Below are 14,654 nucleotides of genomic sequence, written 5' to 3'. Positions count from 1 at the left end.
GCCGATGACTGCCGTCGACACCACCCCCCGCACCTCGGACGTCGCCGCCGTCGTGCAGCGCTGGCTCACCGAGAGCGAGACCCACCCCGTCGAGCCCGCGGCCCAGCGTCTCGCCGAGGTGCTGAAGGACCCGAACGGGCTCGACTTCACGGTCGGCTTCGTCGACGGTGTCATGCGCCCGGAGGACCTGAGCGTCGCGGGTCGCAAGCTCGCCGAGATCTCCGAGATCACCCCGACGCTGCTGCCCTGGTACCTGCGCAGCGCGATCAAGACCGGTGGCTTCATGGCCCCGAAGCTCCCGGGCGTCGTGGTGCCGATCTCCCGCCGTGTGCTGCGCGCGATGGTCGGCCACCTGGTGCTCGACGCGACGCCGGCCAAGCTCGGCCCGGCGATCGCGAAGCTGCGCAAGAGCGGCAACCGCCTGAACCTCAACCTGCTCGGCGAGGCCGTGCTCGGCGAGCGCGAGGCCGGCCGTCGCCTGCAGGGGACCAGCGACTTCCTCGCCCGAGACGACGTCGACTACGTCTCGATCAAGGTCTCCAGCGTGGTCAGCCAGCTGTCGATGTGGTCGTTCGACGAGGCCGTCGCCGATGTCGTCACGCGCCTCACTCCGCTGTATGAGCTCGCCGCGCGTTCCGAGGCGGCCGGCAAGGCGAAGTTCATCAACCTCGACATGGAGGAGTTCCGCGACCTCGATCTGACGATCGCGGCGTTCACGAGCATCCTCGACCAGCCCGGCCTCGAGAACCTCGAGGCCGGCATCGTCCTCCAGGCGTACCTGCCCGACGCCCTCGGGGCGATGCAGCACCTGCAGGAGTGGGCGACCGCTCGGCGCGCGAAGGGCGGAGCGCCGATCAAGGTGCGCGTCGTCAAGGGGGCGAACCTCGCGATGGAGCATGTGGATGCCGCCGTGCACGGCTGGCCGCTCGCGACCTACTCGACCAAGCAGGATTCCGACACCAACTACAAGCGCGTGCTCGACTGGGCGCTGACCCCGGAGCGTCTGGACGCCGTGCGCATCGGCGTCGCCGGCCACAACCTGTTCGACATCGCGTACACCTGGCTGCTGTCGCAGGCGCGCGGGGTCGACGGCGGTTCGCTGGTCGAGTACGAGATGCTCCTGGGCATGGCGACCGGGCAGGCCGAGGCCGTGCGCAAGGACGTCGGTCGCCTGCTGCTGTACACGCCGGTCGTGAACCCGGCGGAGTTCGACGTGGCGATCGCGTACCTCGTGCGCCGCCTGGAGGAGAACGCCAGTTCCGAGAACTTCATGTCGGCCGTCTTCGAGCTCGCCTCGAACCCGACGCTGCTCACCCGCGAGCGGGAGCGCTTCGAGCGTTCGCTGGCCGGACTCGAGGCCGACCGTTCGGTACCTGCCTCGAACCGCGTGCAGAACCGGGCCACGGAGGCGGAAGCCGCCACCCCGACGACCGCGTTCCACAACCAGCCCGACACCGATCCCGCGCTCGGCGCCAACCGCACCTGGGGTCGCGCGATCCTGCAGCGGTCGGTGGACACCACGCTCGGTGTCGACGCGATCGCCGCGGCACGCGTCGAGACGGACGAGCAGCTCGACGGCATCTTCGCCGCCGCCACCGCGGCTGCCGAGAAGTGGGCGGCCCTTCCCGCCGCGGACCGCGCCGCCGTGCTGCATCGCGCGGGCGACGAGCTCTCCGCACGCCGCGGTCAGCTGCTCGAGATCATGGCGCACGAGGCGGGCAAGACGCTCGCCGAGGCAGACCCCGAGATCAGCGAGGCGATCGACTTCGCGCACTACTACGCCGAGCGGGCGAAGGACCTCGAGACCGTCTCGGGTGCCACGTTCATCCCCTCGAAGGTCACGGTCGTGACCCCGCCGTGGAACTTCCCCGTCGCGATCCCGGCCGGCGGCGTGCTGGCCGGACTCGCCTCGGGTTCCGGCGTGATCATCAAGCCCGCCAAGCTGACTCAGCGGTGCGGCGCCGTCATGATCGAGGCACTGTGGGCGGCCGGGGTGCCACGCGACCTGCTCGCCCTGGTCGACCTCGCCTCGCGCGACCTGGGCACCCGCCTGGTCGCCAGTCCAGAGGTGGACCGTGTCATCCTCACCGGTGCCTACGAGACCGCGCAGTTGTTCCGTTCGTTCCGGTCCGACCTGCCGCTGCTCGCCGAGACCAGCGGCAAGAACGCGATCATCGTGACGCCGTCCGCCGACCTCGACCTGGCTGCCGCCGACGTGGCGCGCAGCGCCTTCGGCCACGCCGGGCAGAAGTGCTCCGCGGCCTCGCTGGCGATCCTGGTCGGCTCGGTCGCGGACTCCCGTCGCTTCGAGCGCCAGCTCGTCGACGCGGTCGCCTCGATGCGTGTCGGCCTGCCGGATGACCCGAGCACGCAGATGGGGCCGATCATCGAGCCCGCCGACGGCAAGCTGCTCGCCGCGCTGACCGAGCTCGGCAAGGGAGAGAAGTGGCTCGTGAAGCCCCGCAGGCTCGACGCCGAGGGCAAGCAGTGGACCCCGGGTGTGAAGACCGGCGTCGCCGAGGGCTCGTACTTCCACATGACCGAGTTCTTCGGCCCGGTGCTCGGCATCATGCACGCCAAGGACCTCGACGAGGCCATCCGCCTGCAGAACGCGGTGGACTACGGCCTGACGGCAGGGCTCCACTCGCTCGACTCCGCCGAGGTCGCGACCTGGCTCGACCGCGTCGAGGCCGGCAACCTGTACGTGAACCGCGGCATCACCGGCGCGATCGTGCAGCGGCAGCCGTTCGGCGGCTGGAAGCGTTCGGCCGTCGGCGCCGGTGCCAAGGCCGGTGGCCCGAACTACCTGTTCGGACTCGGCGAGTGGACGGCATCCGAGCTGCCGGCCGTGGTCGCCGGTGCGGCGGTGGCTCCGGCCGTCGACGCGCTGCTGCACGCCGCGGACGGCGAGCTCGACGGTGCGCAGAACGACTGGCTGCTGCGGGCCGCCGCCTCGGATGAGAGCGCCTGGACCTCCGAGTTCGGCGCCGTCTCCGACAAGTCGGGGCTGGGCGTCGAGCGCAACCTGTTCCGCTACCGTCCCGTCGCCGTCGACGTGCGTCTCGCCGAGGATGCGCCGCTCGTCGAGAGCGTGCGCGTGCTCGCCGCGGCTCTGCGCAGCGGCAGCCCGTTCACGGTCTCGGCCGCGAGCCTTCCGGGCGGCGTCGAGAAGGTGCTGCGCGCCCAGGGCGTGACGGTGACGCACGACAAGGATGCCGCCTGGGCCAAGCGGTACGCCAAGGCGGTGGCGAAGGGCCAGAGCAGCTGGCAGCGGGTGCGTCTGGTCGGCGGCGACGCCTCGGCGCTGTTCGCCGCGCTGGGTGGAAGCCCCGACGTGGCCGTCTGGTCGCACGCCGTGACCGGTGCCGGCCGGGTGGAGATGCTGCCGTTCCTGCACGAGCAGGCCGTGTCGATCACGAACCACCGCTTCGGCAACCCGACCGGCCTCACGGACGGCGTGATCTGAGCGCAGGAGTCTTCCTCCGCGCGTGCTCCCCGCGGTTCCCGAGACCCATCACCAACGCCGAGACCCACCACTGCAGACGTCTGCGGTGGTGGGTCTCGGCGTTGATGGTGGGTCTCGCTGGATCGCGGGGCCCGGTCCCGGGGTCGGCACGTGCGCGTCAGCCGCGCAGCGCCTCCTTGAGCTTCACGCGCGTCCCCATGCGCAGGAGCGAGTTCTCGTAGATCTTGGCGCCGACCACGATCGCGGCCACGCAGCTCGCGAGCAGGATCACCAGCGACAGCAGCGGCTCCCACCACTGCGCCTCGCCGACGAAGAGTCGCATCGGCATCCCGACCGGGGCGGAGAACGGCACGTACGACATGATCGTCAGCACCAGCGGGTTGTCGTTGAAGACGATGACCAGGATGTACGGGGCCATGATCAGCATGGTGATCGGGGTCGTGGTCGATCCGATGTCCTCCTGGCGGGAGACCATGGATGCCGCGGCGGCGAACATCGACGCGAGCAGGATGAACCCGAACAGGAAGAACACCGCGAACCAGATGATCGGCGCCCCCAGGGTGGCGAGGATCTCGTTCTGGCCGGTGATGATCAGCCCCACCGTGGCGATCGCGGCGAGGGCGAGGATCTGCCCCATCGCGAGCACCGTGTTGCCGATCACCTTGCCGGCGAGCAGAGTGCGGGCGGGGATCGCGGAGAGCAGCACCTCGACCACGCGGGTCTGCTTCTCCTCGACGACACTCTGCGCGATCGTGCCGCCGAACGTCGCCGCGGCCATCATGAACACGAGACCGAAGCCGATCGCGATGAAGTAGCGCAGCAGCGGGTTGGTGGTCGCGGGGTCCAGGATCACGACGTCGGGCGACTGCGACAGCGCCGACACGAGTGAGCCGGGGGCATCCTTCAGCGCGATGATCGTGTAGCCGGAGGGGCCGTCGCCGGGGATCACGGCGGCGTCGACCTTCTCGGAGCGCACGAGCTCCTCGGCCGCGGCCTGGTCCGATACCGCGGTCACGGTCACGTTCGGCAGCGCCGAGACGGCCGCTTCGGTCTGCGAGGTCGCCGCCACCGGCATCTTGTCGTCAGCGCTGTTGTTGCTCGCGAAGCCGGACAGCAGGATGCCGACCAGGGCGATCAGCAGCAGGATGCCGGTCGAGATCATGAAGGCCTTGCTGCGCAGCTTCGACCCGATCTCGCGCTCGGCGACGAGCCAGATGCCGTTGGAACCGCGAACGGGAGAGGGAGTGCTCACTGGATGACCTCCTTGAAGATCTGGGCGAGAGAAGGATGTTTGGGGGAGAAGCTCGCGACGTCGCCGCGTTCGACGGCGGAGCGGAGAACACGCTGCGCCGTGTCGGGGCCGTCGGCGTCGAACAGCGCGTAGCCGCCCTCGAAGTCGACGACCGTGACACCGGGCTCGGTGCGCAGCCAGCCGGCGTCGCCCGCCGAGACCAGCTCGTAGCGGTTGCCCGCATGCTCGGAGCGCAGTGCGTCGCGCGAGCCGGAGGCGCGGATCGTGCCGCCGGCGAGGATCACCAGGTCGTCGCACAGGCGCTCGACCACGTCGAGCTGATGCGAGGAGAACAGGATGGCTGCGCCCTTGGCGGCGCTGGACTGCAGCACCCCGGCGACGACGTCGACCGCGAGCGGGTCGAGGCCGGAGAACGGCTCGTCGAGGATGAGCACCTCGGGGTCGTGCACCAGCGCGGCCGCGATCTGCGCCCGCTGCTGGTTGCCGAGCGAGAGGGATTCGATCGTGTCGTTCAGGCGTTCACCCAGGCCGAGCTCGGTGAGCAGCTCGGTCGCCCGCGCGGTCGCCTCCGGTTTGGCGAAGCCGTGCAGACGCGCGAGGTAGACGATCTGCTCGAGCACCTTCATCTTGGGGTAGAGGCCGCGCTCCTCCGGCATGTAGCCGAAGCGGCGACGGTCGGCGGTGGTGAGCGGCGTACCGTTCAGGTCGACCGTCCCGCCGTCGGCGGACAGCAGCCCGAGCACGATGCGCATGGTCGTGGTCTTGCCGGCGCCGTTGCCGCCGACGAAACCGGTCAGTCGTCCAGGGGTCACGGTGAAGGAGACGTCGTCGAGAACGCGCCGAGAGCCGTAGCTCTTGGTGATGCCCGTCAGTTCCAGGGGTCCAGTGGTCATGGCTCCACGCTACGGAGATGCCCTCGCTGCGGCATCCCCCCTGCGGCGGACTCGCGACGATCAACCGTGCGGTGGATGTCGGGGGAACACCGGGGGTCAGCGGCGGCCGGCGTGGAGCACCGTGCGCACCAGGAGACCGGCGGCGAGGGCCCAGAAGGCGGCACTGACGCCGAGCACCGCGATGCCGGATGCCGCGACCAGGAAGGTCACGACGGCGGGGAGCCGCTCGCCGGGGTCGTCGATCGCCTGCTGCACCGACGACCCGAACGCGGCGAACAGGGCGAGACCCGCGACCGCGGGGATCACGGCCTCCGGCGCGAGGAGGACGAGTGCGGCGAACGCGGCCGAGAATCCGCCGAGCACCAGGTACGACGCGCCCGTCGAGACGCCGGCGATCCAGCGCCGCTGCGGATCGGGGTCGGCATCGGGCCCTGCGGCGAGGGCCGCGCTGATCGCCGCGAGGTTGATCGCGTGACCGCCGGCCGGTGCACCGAGCGCGGTGCCGAGGCCGGTCACCAGCATCGCCGGACGCCAGGGCACCTCGTATCCGAAGCTGCGCATGACCGCGACACCCGGCACGTTCTGCGAGGCCATCGTCACGATGAACAGCGGCAGAGCCAGGCCGACCAGTGCGCCGACCGTGAAGGTGGGTGCCGTGAGCTCGAACCGCGGCAGCAGCAGCGCCGGATCGACGGGCGCCCCCGCCTGCACGAGCGAGACGGCGACGACCACGGCCGCTGTGACGAAGGCCAGCGGGACCGCCCACCGCGGCGCGAATCGGGCGAAGATCAGCCAGGTCACCACGACCGGCACGACGCCCCAGGGGTTCGCCACGATGCCGGTGATCGGCGCGAGGCACAGCGGCAGCAGCACCCCGGCGAGCATCGCCTGGGCGATCGACGGCGGGATGCGGGCGATCAGCGCGCCCAGCGCCGGCCAGAGCGCGGTCAGCAGGATCAGCGCGGAAGCCACGAGGAAGGCGCCGACCGCGGCAGGCCATCCGCCGTCCACGGTGCCGGTCGCGGCGAGCAGCGCGGCACCGGGGGTGGACCACGCTGCGGTGATCGGCATCCGATACCGCCAGGCGAGCACGATGCACGCGAGACCCATCGTGAGGCTCACGGCGAGGAGTCCGCTCGCGGCCTGCGCGGCCGTGGCTCCCACGGCACTGAGACCCGTGAGCACCACGGCGAAGGAGCTCGTGAAGCCCACCAGCGCCGTGACGACGCCTGCCAGGACCGGGCGCGACACGCTGTGGGGGCGGGGCGCTCCGTTCGGGTGGGACGGGGGAGCGGTGCCTGGCATGCTCCGAGGCTAGCGCCCGCGCGGCGTCGTCACGCGAGACCGAGGCGATGCGCCAGCACGACGGCCTGCACGCGATCGCGCGCACCGAGCTTCTGCAGGATGCGCGACACGTGCGTCTTCACCGTGGCCTCGCCGATGTACAGCGCTCCGGCGATCTCGGCGTTGCTGCGGGCGTCGGCGAGCAGCGCCAGCACCTCGGCCTCGCGCTCGGTCAGGGGCTCGGCGAGCACGGTGGCGGGAGCGGTGGCGGGAGCGGGAGCGGCGGGGGCCGCGACGACCGGGCCGGTGGCTGGGGTCGCGGCGAACCGGGCGAGCACGCGGCGGGTGACCTCGGGCGCCAGCATCCCGTCGCCGGCGGCGAGGGCGCGCACGGCGGCGATCAGATCCTCGGCGTCGGCGTTCTTGAGCAGGAAGCCGCTGGCGCCGGCCTCGAGCGCTCGGTGCAGATAGTCGTCGCGGTCGAAGGTCGTGACGATCGCGATCGCGGCGGCCACCGCGGGGTCGGCCACGATGCGCCTGGTCGCCTCGATGCCGTCCATGTCGGGCATCTGCACGTCCATCGTGATGACGTCCGGCTGTAGAGCGGATGCCTGCGCCACGGCATCCGCGCCGGTCGCCGCTTCACCGACCACCGTGATGTCGGGCTGCGTCTCGAGGATCGTGCGGAACCCGGCGCGGAGCATCGCGTGGTCGTCGACGAGCAGCACGCGGATGGGAGTGGTGGTCATGCGGGATCCTTCACTGCGGCGGTGGGGGAGAGCGGCACGCGTGCCCGCACCCGCAACCCGCCGTGCGGTCGCGGTGAGACCTCGATCGTGCCGCCCGAGGCGATCGCCCGTTCGCGCATGCCGAGCTGCCCGAGCCCCGGACGGAGTTGACCGACCGTGCGACCGGTGTTGACGATCTCGACCTCGACGCCGTCGTCGTCGTACCGCACCCGCACATCAGCGGTCGCTCCGACGCCGGCGTGACGACGCGCGTTCGTGAGCGACTCCTGCGCGATGCGGTAGAGGTTCACGGCCACGACCGACGGCACGCGCATCGGCTCGCCGATCACGGTGTACGCGGTGGGCAGTCCCGCATCCGTGGAGGAGGCGGTGAGATCGGCGATGTCGGCGAGGGTGAGGGTCGATGCCGGTTCTGCCGTGTCGCCCCCGGGCGTGCGCAGCGTCTCCAACAGCTGGCGCAGTTCGCTGATCGCATCGCGCGCGGAGGACTCGATCCCCGTGAGGATCCGCTTCGACTCGGACGGGTCCCGCTCGATCACCAGCCGCGCCGCTCCGGCCTGCACGCCCATGACCGACACGTGGTGGGCGACGACGTCATGCAGCTCCCGGGCGATGCGTACGCGGTCCAGCGCGACCGCCTGCGCGGCGGTCACCTCGCGCTCGCGCTCCAGCTCGATCGTGCGCTGCTCCAGCACGGTGCGTTCGGCGGCCGATGCCCATGCGCGCTCGCCGAAGTAGTACGCCCCGCCGAAGTAGAGCGCGTTCAACATGATCTGGATCATCATGAAGGCGATGTAGGGGGAGAACGCCCCGGCGACGACATCCGCCTCATCCGCCTGCTTGATGGCCTCGTAGTACATGGTGATCAGCAGCCAGGCGAACATGCCGATGATGATCGCGATGCGCACGATCATGGCGCGGCGGCGGTCGTTCATCCAGGCACCCACCGAGTACAGGCCGATGAACATCGCGATGTTGCCGACGTAGAGCTCCGGCACCTTCACGGTCACCGCGACGAAGTAGGCCGTCGAGGTCACCACGGCGACGATGCCGGGCCAGCGGCGACGGAATGCGAGGGGAGCGGTCACGACGACGGAGTAGACCAGAGCGGTCCACAACGGCGCCTGCTGATCGCCGTAGATCTGGGCGATCGACGACAGTCCGGCGCTGATGTCGGCTCCGGCGAACAGCACGGCGGCGAGCAGCAGATCGTTGCGGCGTTCGCGGGCGGTCGGCGTGCGGGTGAACGGCATCCTCCCACCGTAGGGCGGAGGGGGATGCCGCGGCATCCGTCCCGTGGGGGAGATTCCCCCGGAACAGACTGTTGACGGCGTGCTTGTTTTTTGCAAGTATGCAGGCGACGGGTCTCGTGCCCGATCGACGGATGCCGCATTCCGCGGCCCGCGAAGCGACAAAGGAGTCATCGTGACCAAGGTCTTCGTCAACCTGCCCACCACCGATCTCGAGCGCAGCAAGGCGTTCTACACGGCACTCGGCTGCGAGATCAATCCGCTCTTCACCGACGAGAACGCCGCGTGCGTCGTCTGGGCGGAGGACATCTTCTTCATGGTGCTCAAGCGCGAGTTCTTCGCCACCTTCACCGACAAGCCGATCGCCGACCCGAACGAGGTCGCCCAGGTGTCCGTCTCCTTCAGCCGCGACTCCCGCGAAGACGTCGACGACATCCTCGCCAAGGGGCTCGCAGCCGGTGGCACCGAGCCCAAGCCGGCGCAGGACTACGGCTTCATGTACTCGCGCGACCTGGACGACCCCGACGGCAACTCGCTCGGCTTCCTGTTCATGACCGAGGAGGCTGTCGAGAACGGACCCGAGCACGTCGCGGAGCAGAGCACCGGCTCCTGACATGGCAGCGCGCAGCTACGGCCAGTACTGCGGTGTGACGACGGCCGTCGAGTTGATCGGAGAGCGGTGGGCGCTGCTCATCGTGCGCGATCTGCTCGTCGGCCCTCGCCGCTACACCGACCTCCGGCTGGGCCTGCCGCGCATTCCGACCAACATCCTCTCCACCCGGCTCAAGGAGCTGCAGGAGGGCGGGGTCGTGCGGCGGGTTCCTCTGCACAACTGCGGACTCGTCTACGAGCTCACCCCGTACGGCCGCTCGTTCGAGCCGATCATGCTCGCGATCGGACGCTGGGGATTCCAGGCGATGGGTGACCCGAGAGAAGGCGACGTCGTCACCCCCGACTCGTTGACGATGGCACTGCGCACCGCCTTCCGGGCGGAGTCGGCGACCGATGCCGAGTACGAGCTTCATGTGGGCGATGTCGCCCTGCGCGCCTCGGTGCACGGCGGCGCTCTCCGCGTCGCACAGCTCGCGCCGCCCGCCCCGCCCGTGGGCGGTACCGCCCCCGCGGGTGATCCGGATGCCGTGATCGTCGCGGGTCCCGGCATCCGACTGCTGATCGGCGGCGAGCTCACTCCCGCCGAGGCGCTCGCACAAGACGTCGTCGCGGTGGTCCGCGGCGAGGAGGCGTGGCTGGATTCGTTCGCCACGACCTTCCACATCCCGGCGCTGGTGGCAGCGCGCTGAACCGCACGGCAGCATCCCTTCGCAAGGAGCACGACATGAGCACTGACGCTTCGACCTCCCCCGCATCCGGCCGCATCCTGATCGACCTGTTCACCTCTCTCGACGGCGTGGCCCAGGGGCCGGGCGGCACCGATGAGGACACCTCGGGCGGCTTCCGCTTCAGCGGCTGGCAGGCCGGCTATCCGACCGAGGGGGTGGGATCCGAGATCGACAAGGGGATGCGACAGCTCGATGCACTGCTGCTCGGCCGCCGCACGTACGACATCTTCGCGGGGTACTGGCCACACCACACCGACGGGCCGGAGGGGGGCATCGGACAGCTCTTCAACCGGGTGCCCAAGTACGTGGCATCCCGGGATGCCGACATCGCCCTGGACTGGGAGGGCAGCACGCGCGTCGGCGGCGACCTGGCCGCGGAGATCGCACAGATGCGGGCGTCGCACCGCGAGGTGCACGTGATCGGCAGCCTCGACTTCGTGCACACGCTGCTCGCGGAGGGGCTGTTCGACGAACTCAACCTCTGGGTCTACCCGCTGCTGCTCGGCGCAGGCAAGAAGGTCTTCGACGACAACGCGCTTCCCGCCGTGCTCCGGCTGCTGCATCCCCCGATCACCGACGAGGGCGGCGTGACGCTGCTCCGCTACGGTCGCACCGACCGGACGCCGGAGGTCGGGACGTTCTGAGCGACGCGCCTAGCCGAGCAGCCGCTCGATGACCTGCGCCACCCCGTCGTCGGCGTTCGACGCGGTCGTCTCGTCTGCCGCGTCCTGCACCACGGGTTCCGCATCGGCCATGGCTACGCCCCGTCCTGCCCAGCGCAGCATCTCGACGTCGTTGAGGGCATCGCCGAACGCCACGACCTCGGAGCGGTCGATATCGAGGTGCCGGCACAGGCGGGCGAGGCCGGTGGCCTTGGTGACGCCTTCGGCCATGACCTCGACGAACGGGGCGCCGGAGAGCGTCGCCTCGAAGCCCGTGAGACCGAGATCCTTGAGCGTCTCGAACAGGGCGGCCGGCGCGAGCTCGGGGTGACGGATCACGAACTTCAGGCTCGGAGCCGCGAGCACCTGCTCGAGCGGCACGCCGCCCATCGTCTCGGGGTCGCGCTTGTGGTCGGAGAGGTCCGCGATCTCGGCGTAGCCGTGCTGGGCGACGAAGGTCTCGCCGCCCTCGCGCACGCTCGCGAACAGCAGTCCGGGGATGCTGGCGCGCAGCGCGGCGGCGAGCGTGCGGATCGTCTCGGCAGGGAGCTCCTCGGCGAACAGCATCCGACCTTCGGTGAGGTGGATCGCGTACGCGCCGTTGCTGCACAGCGCCCATCCGTCGAAGGCGGCATCGGCGGCGATGGTGCGCAGCCCGATCGGCTGTCGCGCCGTGACGGGGACGACGTGGATGCCGCGGCTGCGGGCGGCGTCGAGCGCGGCGCGGGTGCGCGGCGTGACCGTGGACGACGGGTCGAGGAGAGTGCCGTCGAGATCCGTTGCGATCAGGCGGAGCGTCACGGGAGCACGGTCACGAGATCAGGGTCACGAGAAGATCATCGGAAGATCGTCGTCGTCCTCCGCGCCGCCGGTCCCCAGACGGCTGCCGTCGAGGTCGACGACCACGGGCACGTGATCGCTCGGCTGCTCGCCCTTGCGCTCCTCGCGATGGATGGATGCGCCGGACACGGCGTCGGACAGCGTGCGCGAGCCGAGGACGAAGTCGATGCGGACCCCCTCGTTGCGGGGGAACTTGAGCCGCTGGTAGTCCCAGTAGGTGAAGCCCTCGGGGATGAGGGGGCGCACGACGTCGGTGACCCCGGCGTCCTGGAAGGCGAAGAACGCCTGGCGCTCGGCGGGGGAGACGTGGGTCGACACGCCCTCGACGATGTCGGGGTCGCCGTTGTCGGTGTCGAACGGGATGATGTTGAAGTCGCCGACCAGGGCCAGCGGCAGGTCGGGGTTCGCCGAGAGCTCGGCGGCCGTGGAATTGCGCAGCGCCTCGAGCCAGTGCAGCTTGTAGGCGTAGTGCGGGTCCTCGAGAGAGCGGCCGTTCGGCACGTACAGGCTCCACACCCGCACGCCCTCGACCATCACGCCGAGCGCACGGGCCTCGAGCGGAGCATCCGGGCCCTCATGGCCCTTGGCGAAGCCCGGCATCCCGTCGAAAGCCGTGCGCACGTCGGTGATCGGCAGGCGACTCGCGATCGCGACGCCGTTCCACTGGTTCAACCCGTGCACCTCGACGTGGTACCCGGCCTCTTCGAACGGGCCGTAGGGGAACTGCTCGGGCTTGCACTTGATCTCCTGCATCGCCAGCACGTCGATGTCTTCGCGCACGGCGAATTCGACGGTGCGGGTGACACGGGTGCGGATGGAGTTGACGTTCCAGGTGGCCAAGCGCATGCCTCCAGCCTAGTTGCGGCATCGGACACCGGAGTTGCGGCATCGGACACCGGAGTTGCGGCATCGGACACCGGAGTTGCGGCATCGGACACGCAGACTTTCTGCAGAACACGCTTCCCGCGGAACACAGAGCCTGCGCCTTCTACACTGGACGTCGTGACCGCACTCGACGCAGACCGCCAGACACTTCTCGACCTCATCAAGGATGAGGCGGTGTTCCACGGCGACTTCACCCTTTCCAGTGGCAAGAAGGCGACGTACTACGTCGACATGCGCAAGCTCACGCTCGACCACAGGGCCGCCCCCGCGATCGGCCGCATCATGCTCGACCTGATCGGCGACCTGGATGTGGTGGCGGTCGGCGGGCTCACGCTCGGAGCCGACCCGATCGCGAACTCGGTGCTGCACGCCTCGGTCGCCACCGAGCGCCCGCTCGACGCGTTCGTCGTGCGCAAGGAGCCGAAGGACCACGGCCGCGGCCGTCAGATCGAGGGTGCAGACGTCAAGGGCAAGCGGGTCGTGGTGCTGGAAGACACCTCCACGACCGGACAGTCCGCACTCAAGGCCGTCGAGGCCCTGCGTCGCGAAGGCGCCGAGATCGTCGCCGTCGCCGTGATCGTCGACCGCAAGACCGGGGCCCAGGCTGCGATCGAAGCCGAGGGTCTCGAATGGCGCGCCGCCTTCGACCTCGACGACCTCGGACTCGACCCGCAGTGACGCGCTACGCACTCGCCGTCGACGTGGGCGGCACGAAGATGGAGGCCGCCCTCGTGAGTGAGGACGGCGCGCTCGTGGACGGCAGCCGCAGCAGGCAGGCCACCGGGCGCGAGGCCACGATCGACTCGCTCACCGCGGCGGTGCGCGCGATCGTCGCGCATGCGCTCGCCGCGGCTCCCGTGGGAGCGGACATCGTCGGTGCGGGTGTCGGCAGTGCCGGCCCGATCGACCGCGCGGCCGGTGCCATCATGCCGGTCAACATGCCCCTCGCTCGTGGCTTCGGCCTCGCGGACGCGGTGCGCACGGCGGCATCCGACATCCTGGGCCGCGAGGTGCCCACGACTCTCGGCCATGACGGCGGCGCGCTCGCGCTCGCGGAGTCCTGGCTCGGCGCGACGCAGGAGGCGGGCGCCTCGCTGTCGATCGTGGTGTCGACCGGCGTCGGCGGCGGTTTCGTGGCGAACGGCGCCTACATCCCCGGGGCCACCGGCAACGCCGGACACCTCGGACAGGTGCGCCGTGAGGGCGGGCTGACGCTCGAGGAGATCGCCTCGGGTCCGGCCAGCGCCGCCTGGGCCCAGCAGCAGGGCTGGACCGGTGCGACCGGTGAGGATCTGGCGAAGGATGCCGCGGCCGGTGACGAGATCGCCCGTGCGGCCATCGAACGCTCGGCGAAGGCCGTCGGAGAAGCGCTGGCGGATGCCGCGACCCTCGTGGACCTCGACATGGTCGCGATCGGCGGCGGTTTCTCGCGCGTCTCCGCGGACTACATCGACCTGGGCAGCAGGCGCTCACCGCGAGTGCGGCCCACGAGTATTCGCGGCGTGCCCGCGTCGTGCGCTCGGGCCTCGGCGACGAAGGGCCGCTGATCGGCGCCGCCGCGCTCGTCATCCGCTGAGCACGGCGGTACGAAGAACGACCGTCATTCCGTTCACTCTCCTAACAATACGCCGTAGGCTCGTGGGAGACGACGGAAGGACTGCGCATGCGCGTACTCGGCCTGCTCTCGGGCACCTCACACGACGGCATCGACGTCACGGTGGTCGACTTCGACGAGACCGACGGCGCTCTCCGCGGCACCGTGCTGCTCGAGGACAGCATCCCCTACGCCCCCGCTCTCCGCGCACGTCTGGTCGCCGCGCTTCCGCCCGCCCCGACGACCCTCGCCGAGGTGTGCGAACTCGACACCCTGATCGGACAGGCGTTCGCCGAGGTCGCCGCCACCGCCCGCCCGCGTCCGTCGGGGGAGTGGACGCGGTCTGCACCACGCCAGACGGTGTACCACTGGGTCGACGCGGGGCACGCGCTCGGCACGCTGCAGATCGGGCAGCCGGCGTGGATCGCCGAGCGCGTCG

The 14,654-nt window shown here is 70.4% G+C and carries 14 protein-coding genes; 7 read left to right on the top strand and 7 right to left on the bottom strand.

The features are described 5' to 3' along the window. The first annotated feature begins 4 nt into the window (after positions 1-4). A complete protein-coding gene (locus FB560_RS14645; protein WP_141873272.1) occupies positions 5-3,466 on the top strand; it encodes a proline dehydrogenase family protein in 3,462 nt (1,153 codons plus the stop codon). A 157-nt stretch (positions 3,467-3,623) separates the two neighbouring features. Here the strand turns inward: FB560_RS14645 and FB560_RS14640 are convergent, their stop codons facing one another. The 5 genes from FB560_RS14640 to FB560_RS14620 form a co-directional block, all read right to left on the bottom strand. Beyond that, complete coding sequence (locus tag FB560_RS14640) at positions 3,624-4,718, bottom strand: ABC transporter permease (protein WP_141873271.1); 1,095 nt, start codon at positions 4,716-4,718, stop codon at positions 3,624-3,626. Next, positions 4,715-5,611 (bottom strand): ABC transporter ATP-binding protein, encoded by an 897-nt coding sequence (locus FB560_RS14635; RefSeq protein WP_141873270.1) that lies wholly within the window; start codon positions 5,609-5,611, stop codon positions 4,715-4,717. Before FB560_RS14635 ends, FB560_RS14640 begins: the two co-directional genes overlap by 4 nt. Positions 5,612-5,707: 96 nt before the next feature. Then, positions 5,708-6,916, bottom strand: a complete 1,209-nt coding sequence (locus tag FB560_RS14630) for a benzoate/H(+) symporter BenE family transporter (RefSeq protein WP_141873269.1) — start codon at positions 6,914-6,916, stop codon at positions 5,708-5,710. A gap of 29 nt (positions 6,917-6,945) precedes the next feature. Beyond that, on the bottom strand, positions 6,946-7,644 hold the full coding sequence (locus FB560_RS14625) for a response regulator (protein WP_141870478.1): 699 nt from the start codon (positions 7,642-7,644) through the stop codon (positions 6,946-6,948). Further along, positions 7,641-8,897: a sensor histidine kinase gene (locus FB560_RS14620; protein WP_229673349.1), complete on the bottom strand. Its 1,257-nt coding sequence runs from the start codon at positions 8,895-8,897 to the stop codon at positions 7,641-7,643. Before FB560_RS14620 ends, FB560_RS14625 begins: the two co-directional genes overlap by 4 nt. A gap of 169 nt (positions 8,898-9,066) precedes the next feature. Here FB560_RS14620 and FB560_RS14615 point away from each other — a divergent pair, with 169 nt between their 5' ends. Genes FB560_RS14615 through FB560_RS14605 form a run of 3 tightly spaced genes read left to right on the top strand, consistent with a single transcriptional unit; the run spans position 9,067 to position 10,878 of the window. Continuing rightward, positions 9,067-9,507: a VOC family protein gene (locus tag FB560_RS14615; RefSeq protein WP_141873044.1), complete on the top strand. Its 441-nt coding sequence runs from the start codon at positions 9,067-9,069 to the stop codon at positions 9,505-9,507. Between the two features lies 1 nt (position 9,508). Beyond that, entirely contained in the window at positions 9,509-10,195 is a 687-nt protein-coding gene (locus FB560_RS14610) for a winged helix-turn-helix transcriptional regulator (protein ID WP_141870480.1), read from the top strand. 35 nt (positions 10,196-10,230) lie between these two features. Then, complete coding sequence (locus tag FB560_RS14605) at positions 10,231-10,878, top strand: dihydrofolate reductase family protein (protein ID WP_141870481.1); 648 nt, start codon at positions 10,231-10,233, stop codon at positions 10,876-10,878. 9 nt (positions 10,879-10,887) lie between these two features. Here the strand turns inward: FB560_RS14605 and FB560_RS14600 are convergent, their stop codons facing one another. Next, complete coding sequence (locus FB560_RS14600; protein ID WP_141870482.1) at positions 10,888-11,697, bottom strand: Cof-type HAD-IIB family hydrolase; 810 nt, start codon at positions 11,695-11,697, stop codon at positions 10,888-10,890. Positions 11,698-11,721: 24 nt separating this feature from the next. Beyond that, a complete protein-coding gene (locus FB560_RS14595; RefSeq protein ID WP_141870483.1) occupies positions 11,722-12,582 on the bottom strand; it encodes an exodeoxyribonuclease III in 861 nt (286 codons plus the stop codon). 156 nt (positions 12,583-12,738) lie between these two features. Here FB560_RS14595 and pyrE point away from each other — a divergent pair, with 156 nt between their 5' ends. The 3 genes from pyrE to FB560_RS14580 form a co-directional block, all read left to right on the top strand. Further along, positions 12,739-13,299, top strand: a complete 561-nt coding sequence (gene pyrE / locus FB560_RS14590; protein ID WP_141870484.1) for an orotate phosphoribosyltransferase — start codon at positions 12,739-12,741, stop codon at positions 13,297-13,299. Continuing rightward, entirely contained in the window at positions 13,296-14,168 is an 873-nt protein-coding gene (locus tag FB560_RS14585; RefSeq protein WP_233444108.1) for an ROK family protein, read from the top strand. Before pyrE ends, FB560_RS14585 begins: the two co-directional genes overlap by 4 nt. A 116-nt stretch (positions 14,169-14,284) precedes the next feature. Then, positions 14,285-14,654 (top strand): anhydro-N-acetylmuramic acid kinase (locus FB560_RS14580; protein ID WP_211349993.1); only part of this gene is annotated, 370 nt, incomplete at its 3' end.

The sequence above is a fragment of the Microbacterium saperdae genome (assembly GCF_006716345.1).
In the GTDB taxonomy this organism is placed as follows: Bacteria; Actinomycetota; Actinomycetes; order Actinomycetales; family Microbacteriaceae; genus Microbacterium; species Microbacterium saperdae.
The sequence above is the reverse complement of the archived record's forward strand: the minus strand, read 5'-3'. Positions and strand labels throughout refer to the sequence as shown.

Coding starts and splice junctions, on each gene's coding strand:
- FB560_RS14645 (WP_141873272.1), top strand. CDS start 5: ATGACTGCCGTCGACACCACCCCCCGCACCTCGGACGTCGCCGCCGTC.
- FB560_RS14635 (WP_141873270.1), bottom strand. CDS start 5,611: ATGACCACTGGACCCCTGGAACTGACGGGCATCACCAAGAGCTACGGC.
- FB560_RS14630 (WP_141873269.1), bottom strand. CDS start 6,916: ATGCCAGGCACCGCTCCCCCGTCCCACCCGAACGGAGCGCCCCGCCCC.
- FB560_RS14625 (WP_141870478.1), bottom strand. CDS start 7,644: ATGACCACCACTCCCATCCGCGTGCTGCTCGTCGACGACCACGCGATG.
- FB560_RS14620 (WP_229673349.1), bottom strand. CDS start 8,897: ATGCCGTTCACCCGCACGCCGACCGCCCGCGAACGCCGCAACGATCTG.
- FB560_RS14610 (WP_141870480.1), top strand. CDS start 9,509: ATGGCAGCGCGCAGCTACGGCCAGTACTGCGGTGTGACGACGGCCGTC.
- FB560_RS14605 (WP_141870481.1), top strand. CDS start 10,231: ATGAGCACTGACGCTTCGACCTCCCCCGCATCCGGCCGCATCCTGATC.
- FB560_RS14595 (WP_141870483.1), bottom strand. CDS start 12,582: ATGCGCTTGGCCACCTGGAACGTCAACTCCATCCGCACCCGTGTCACC.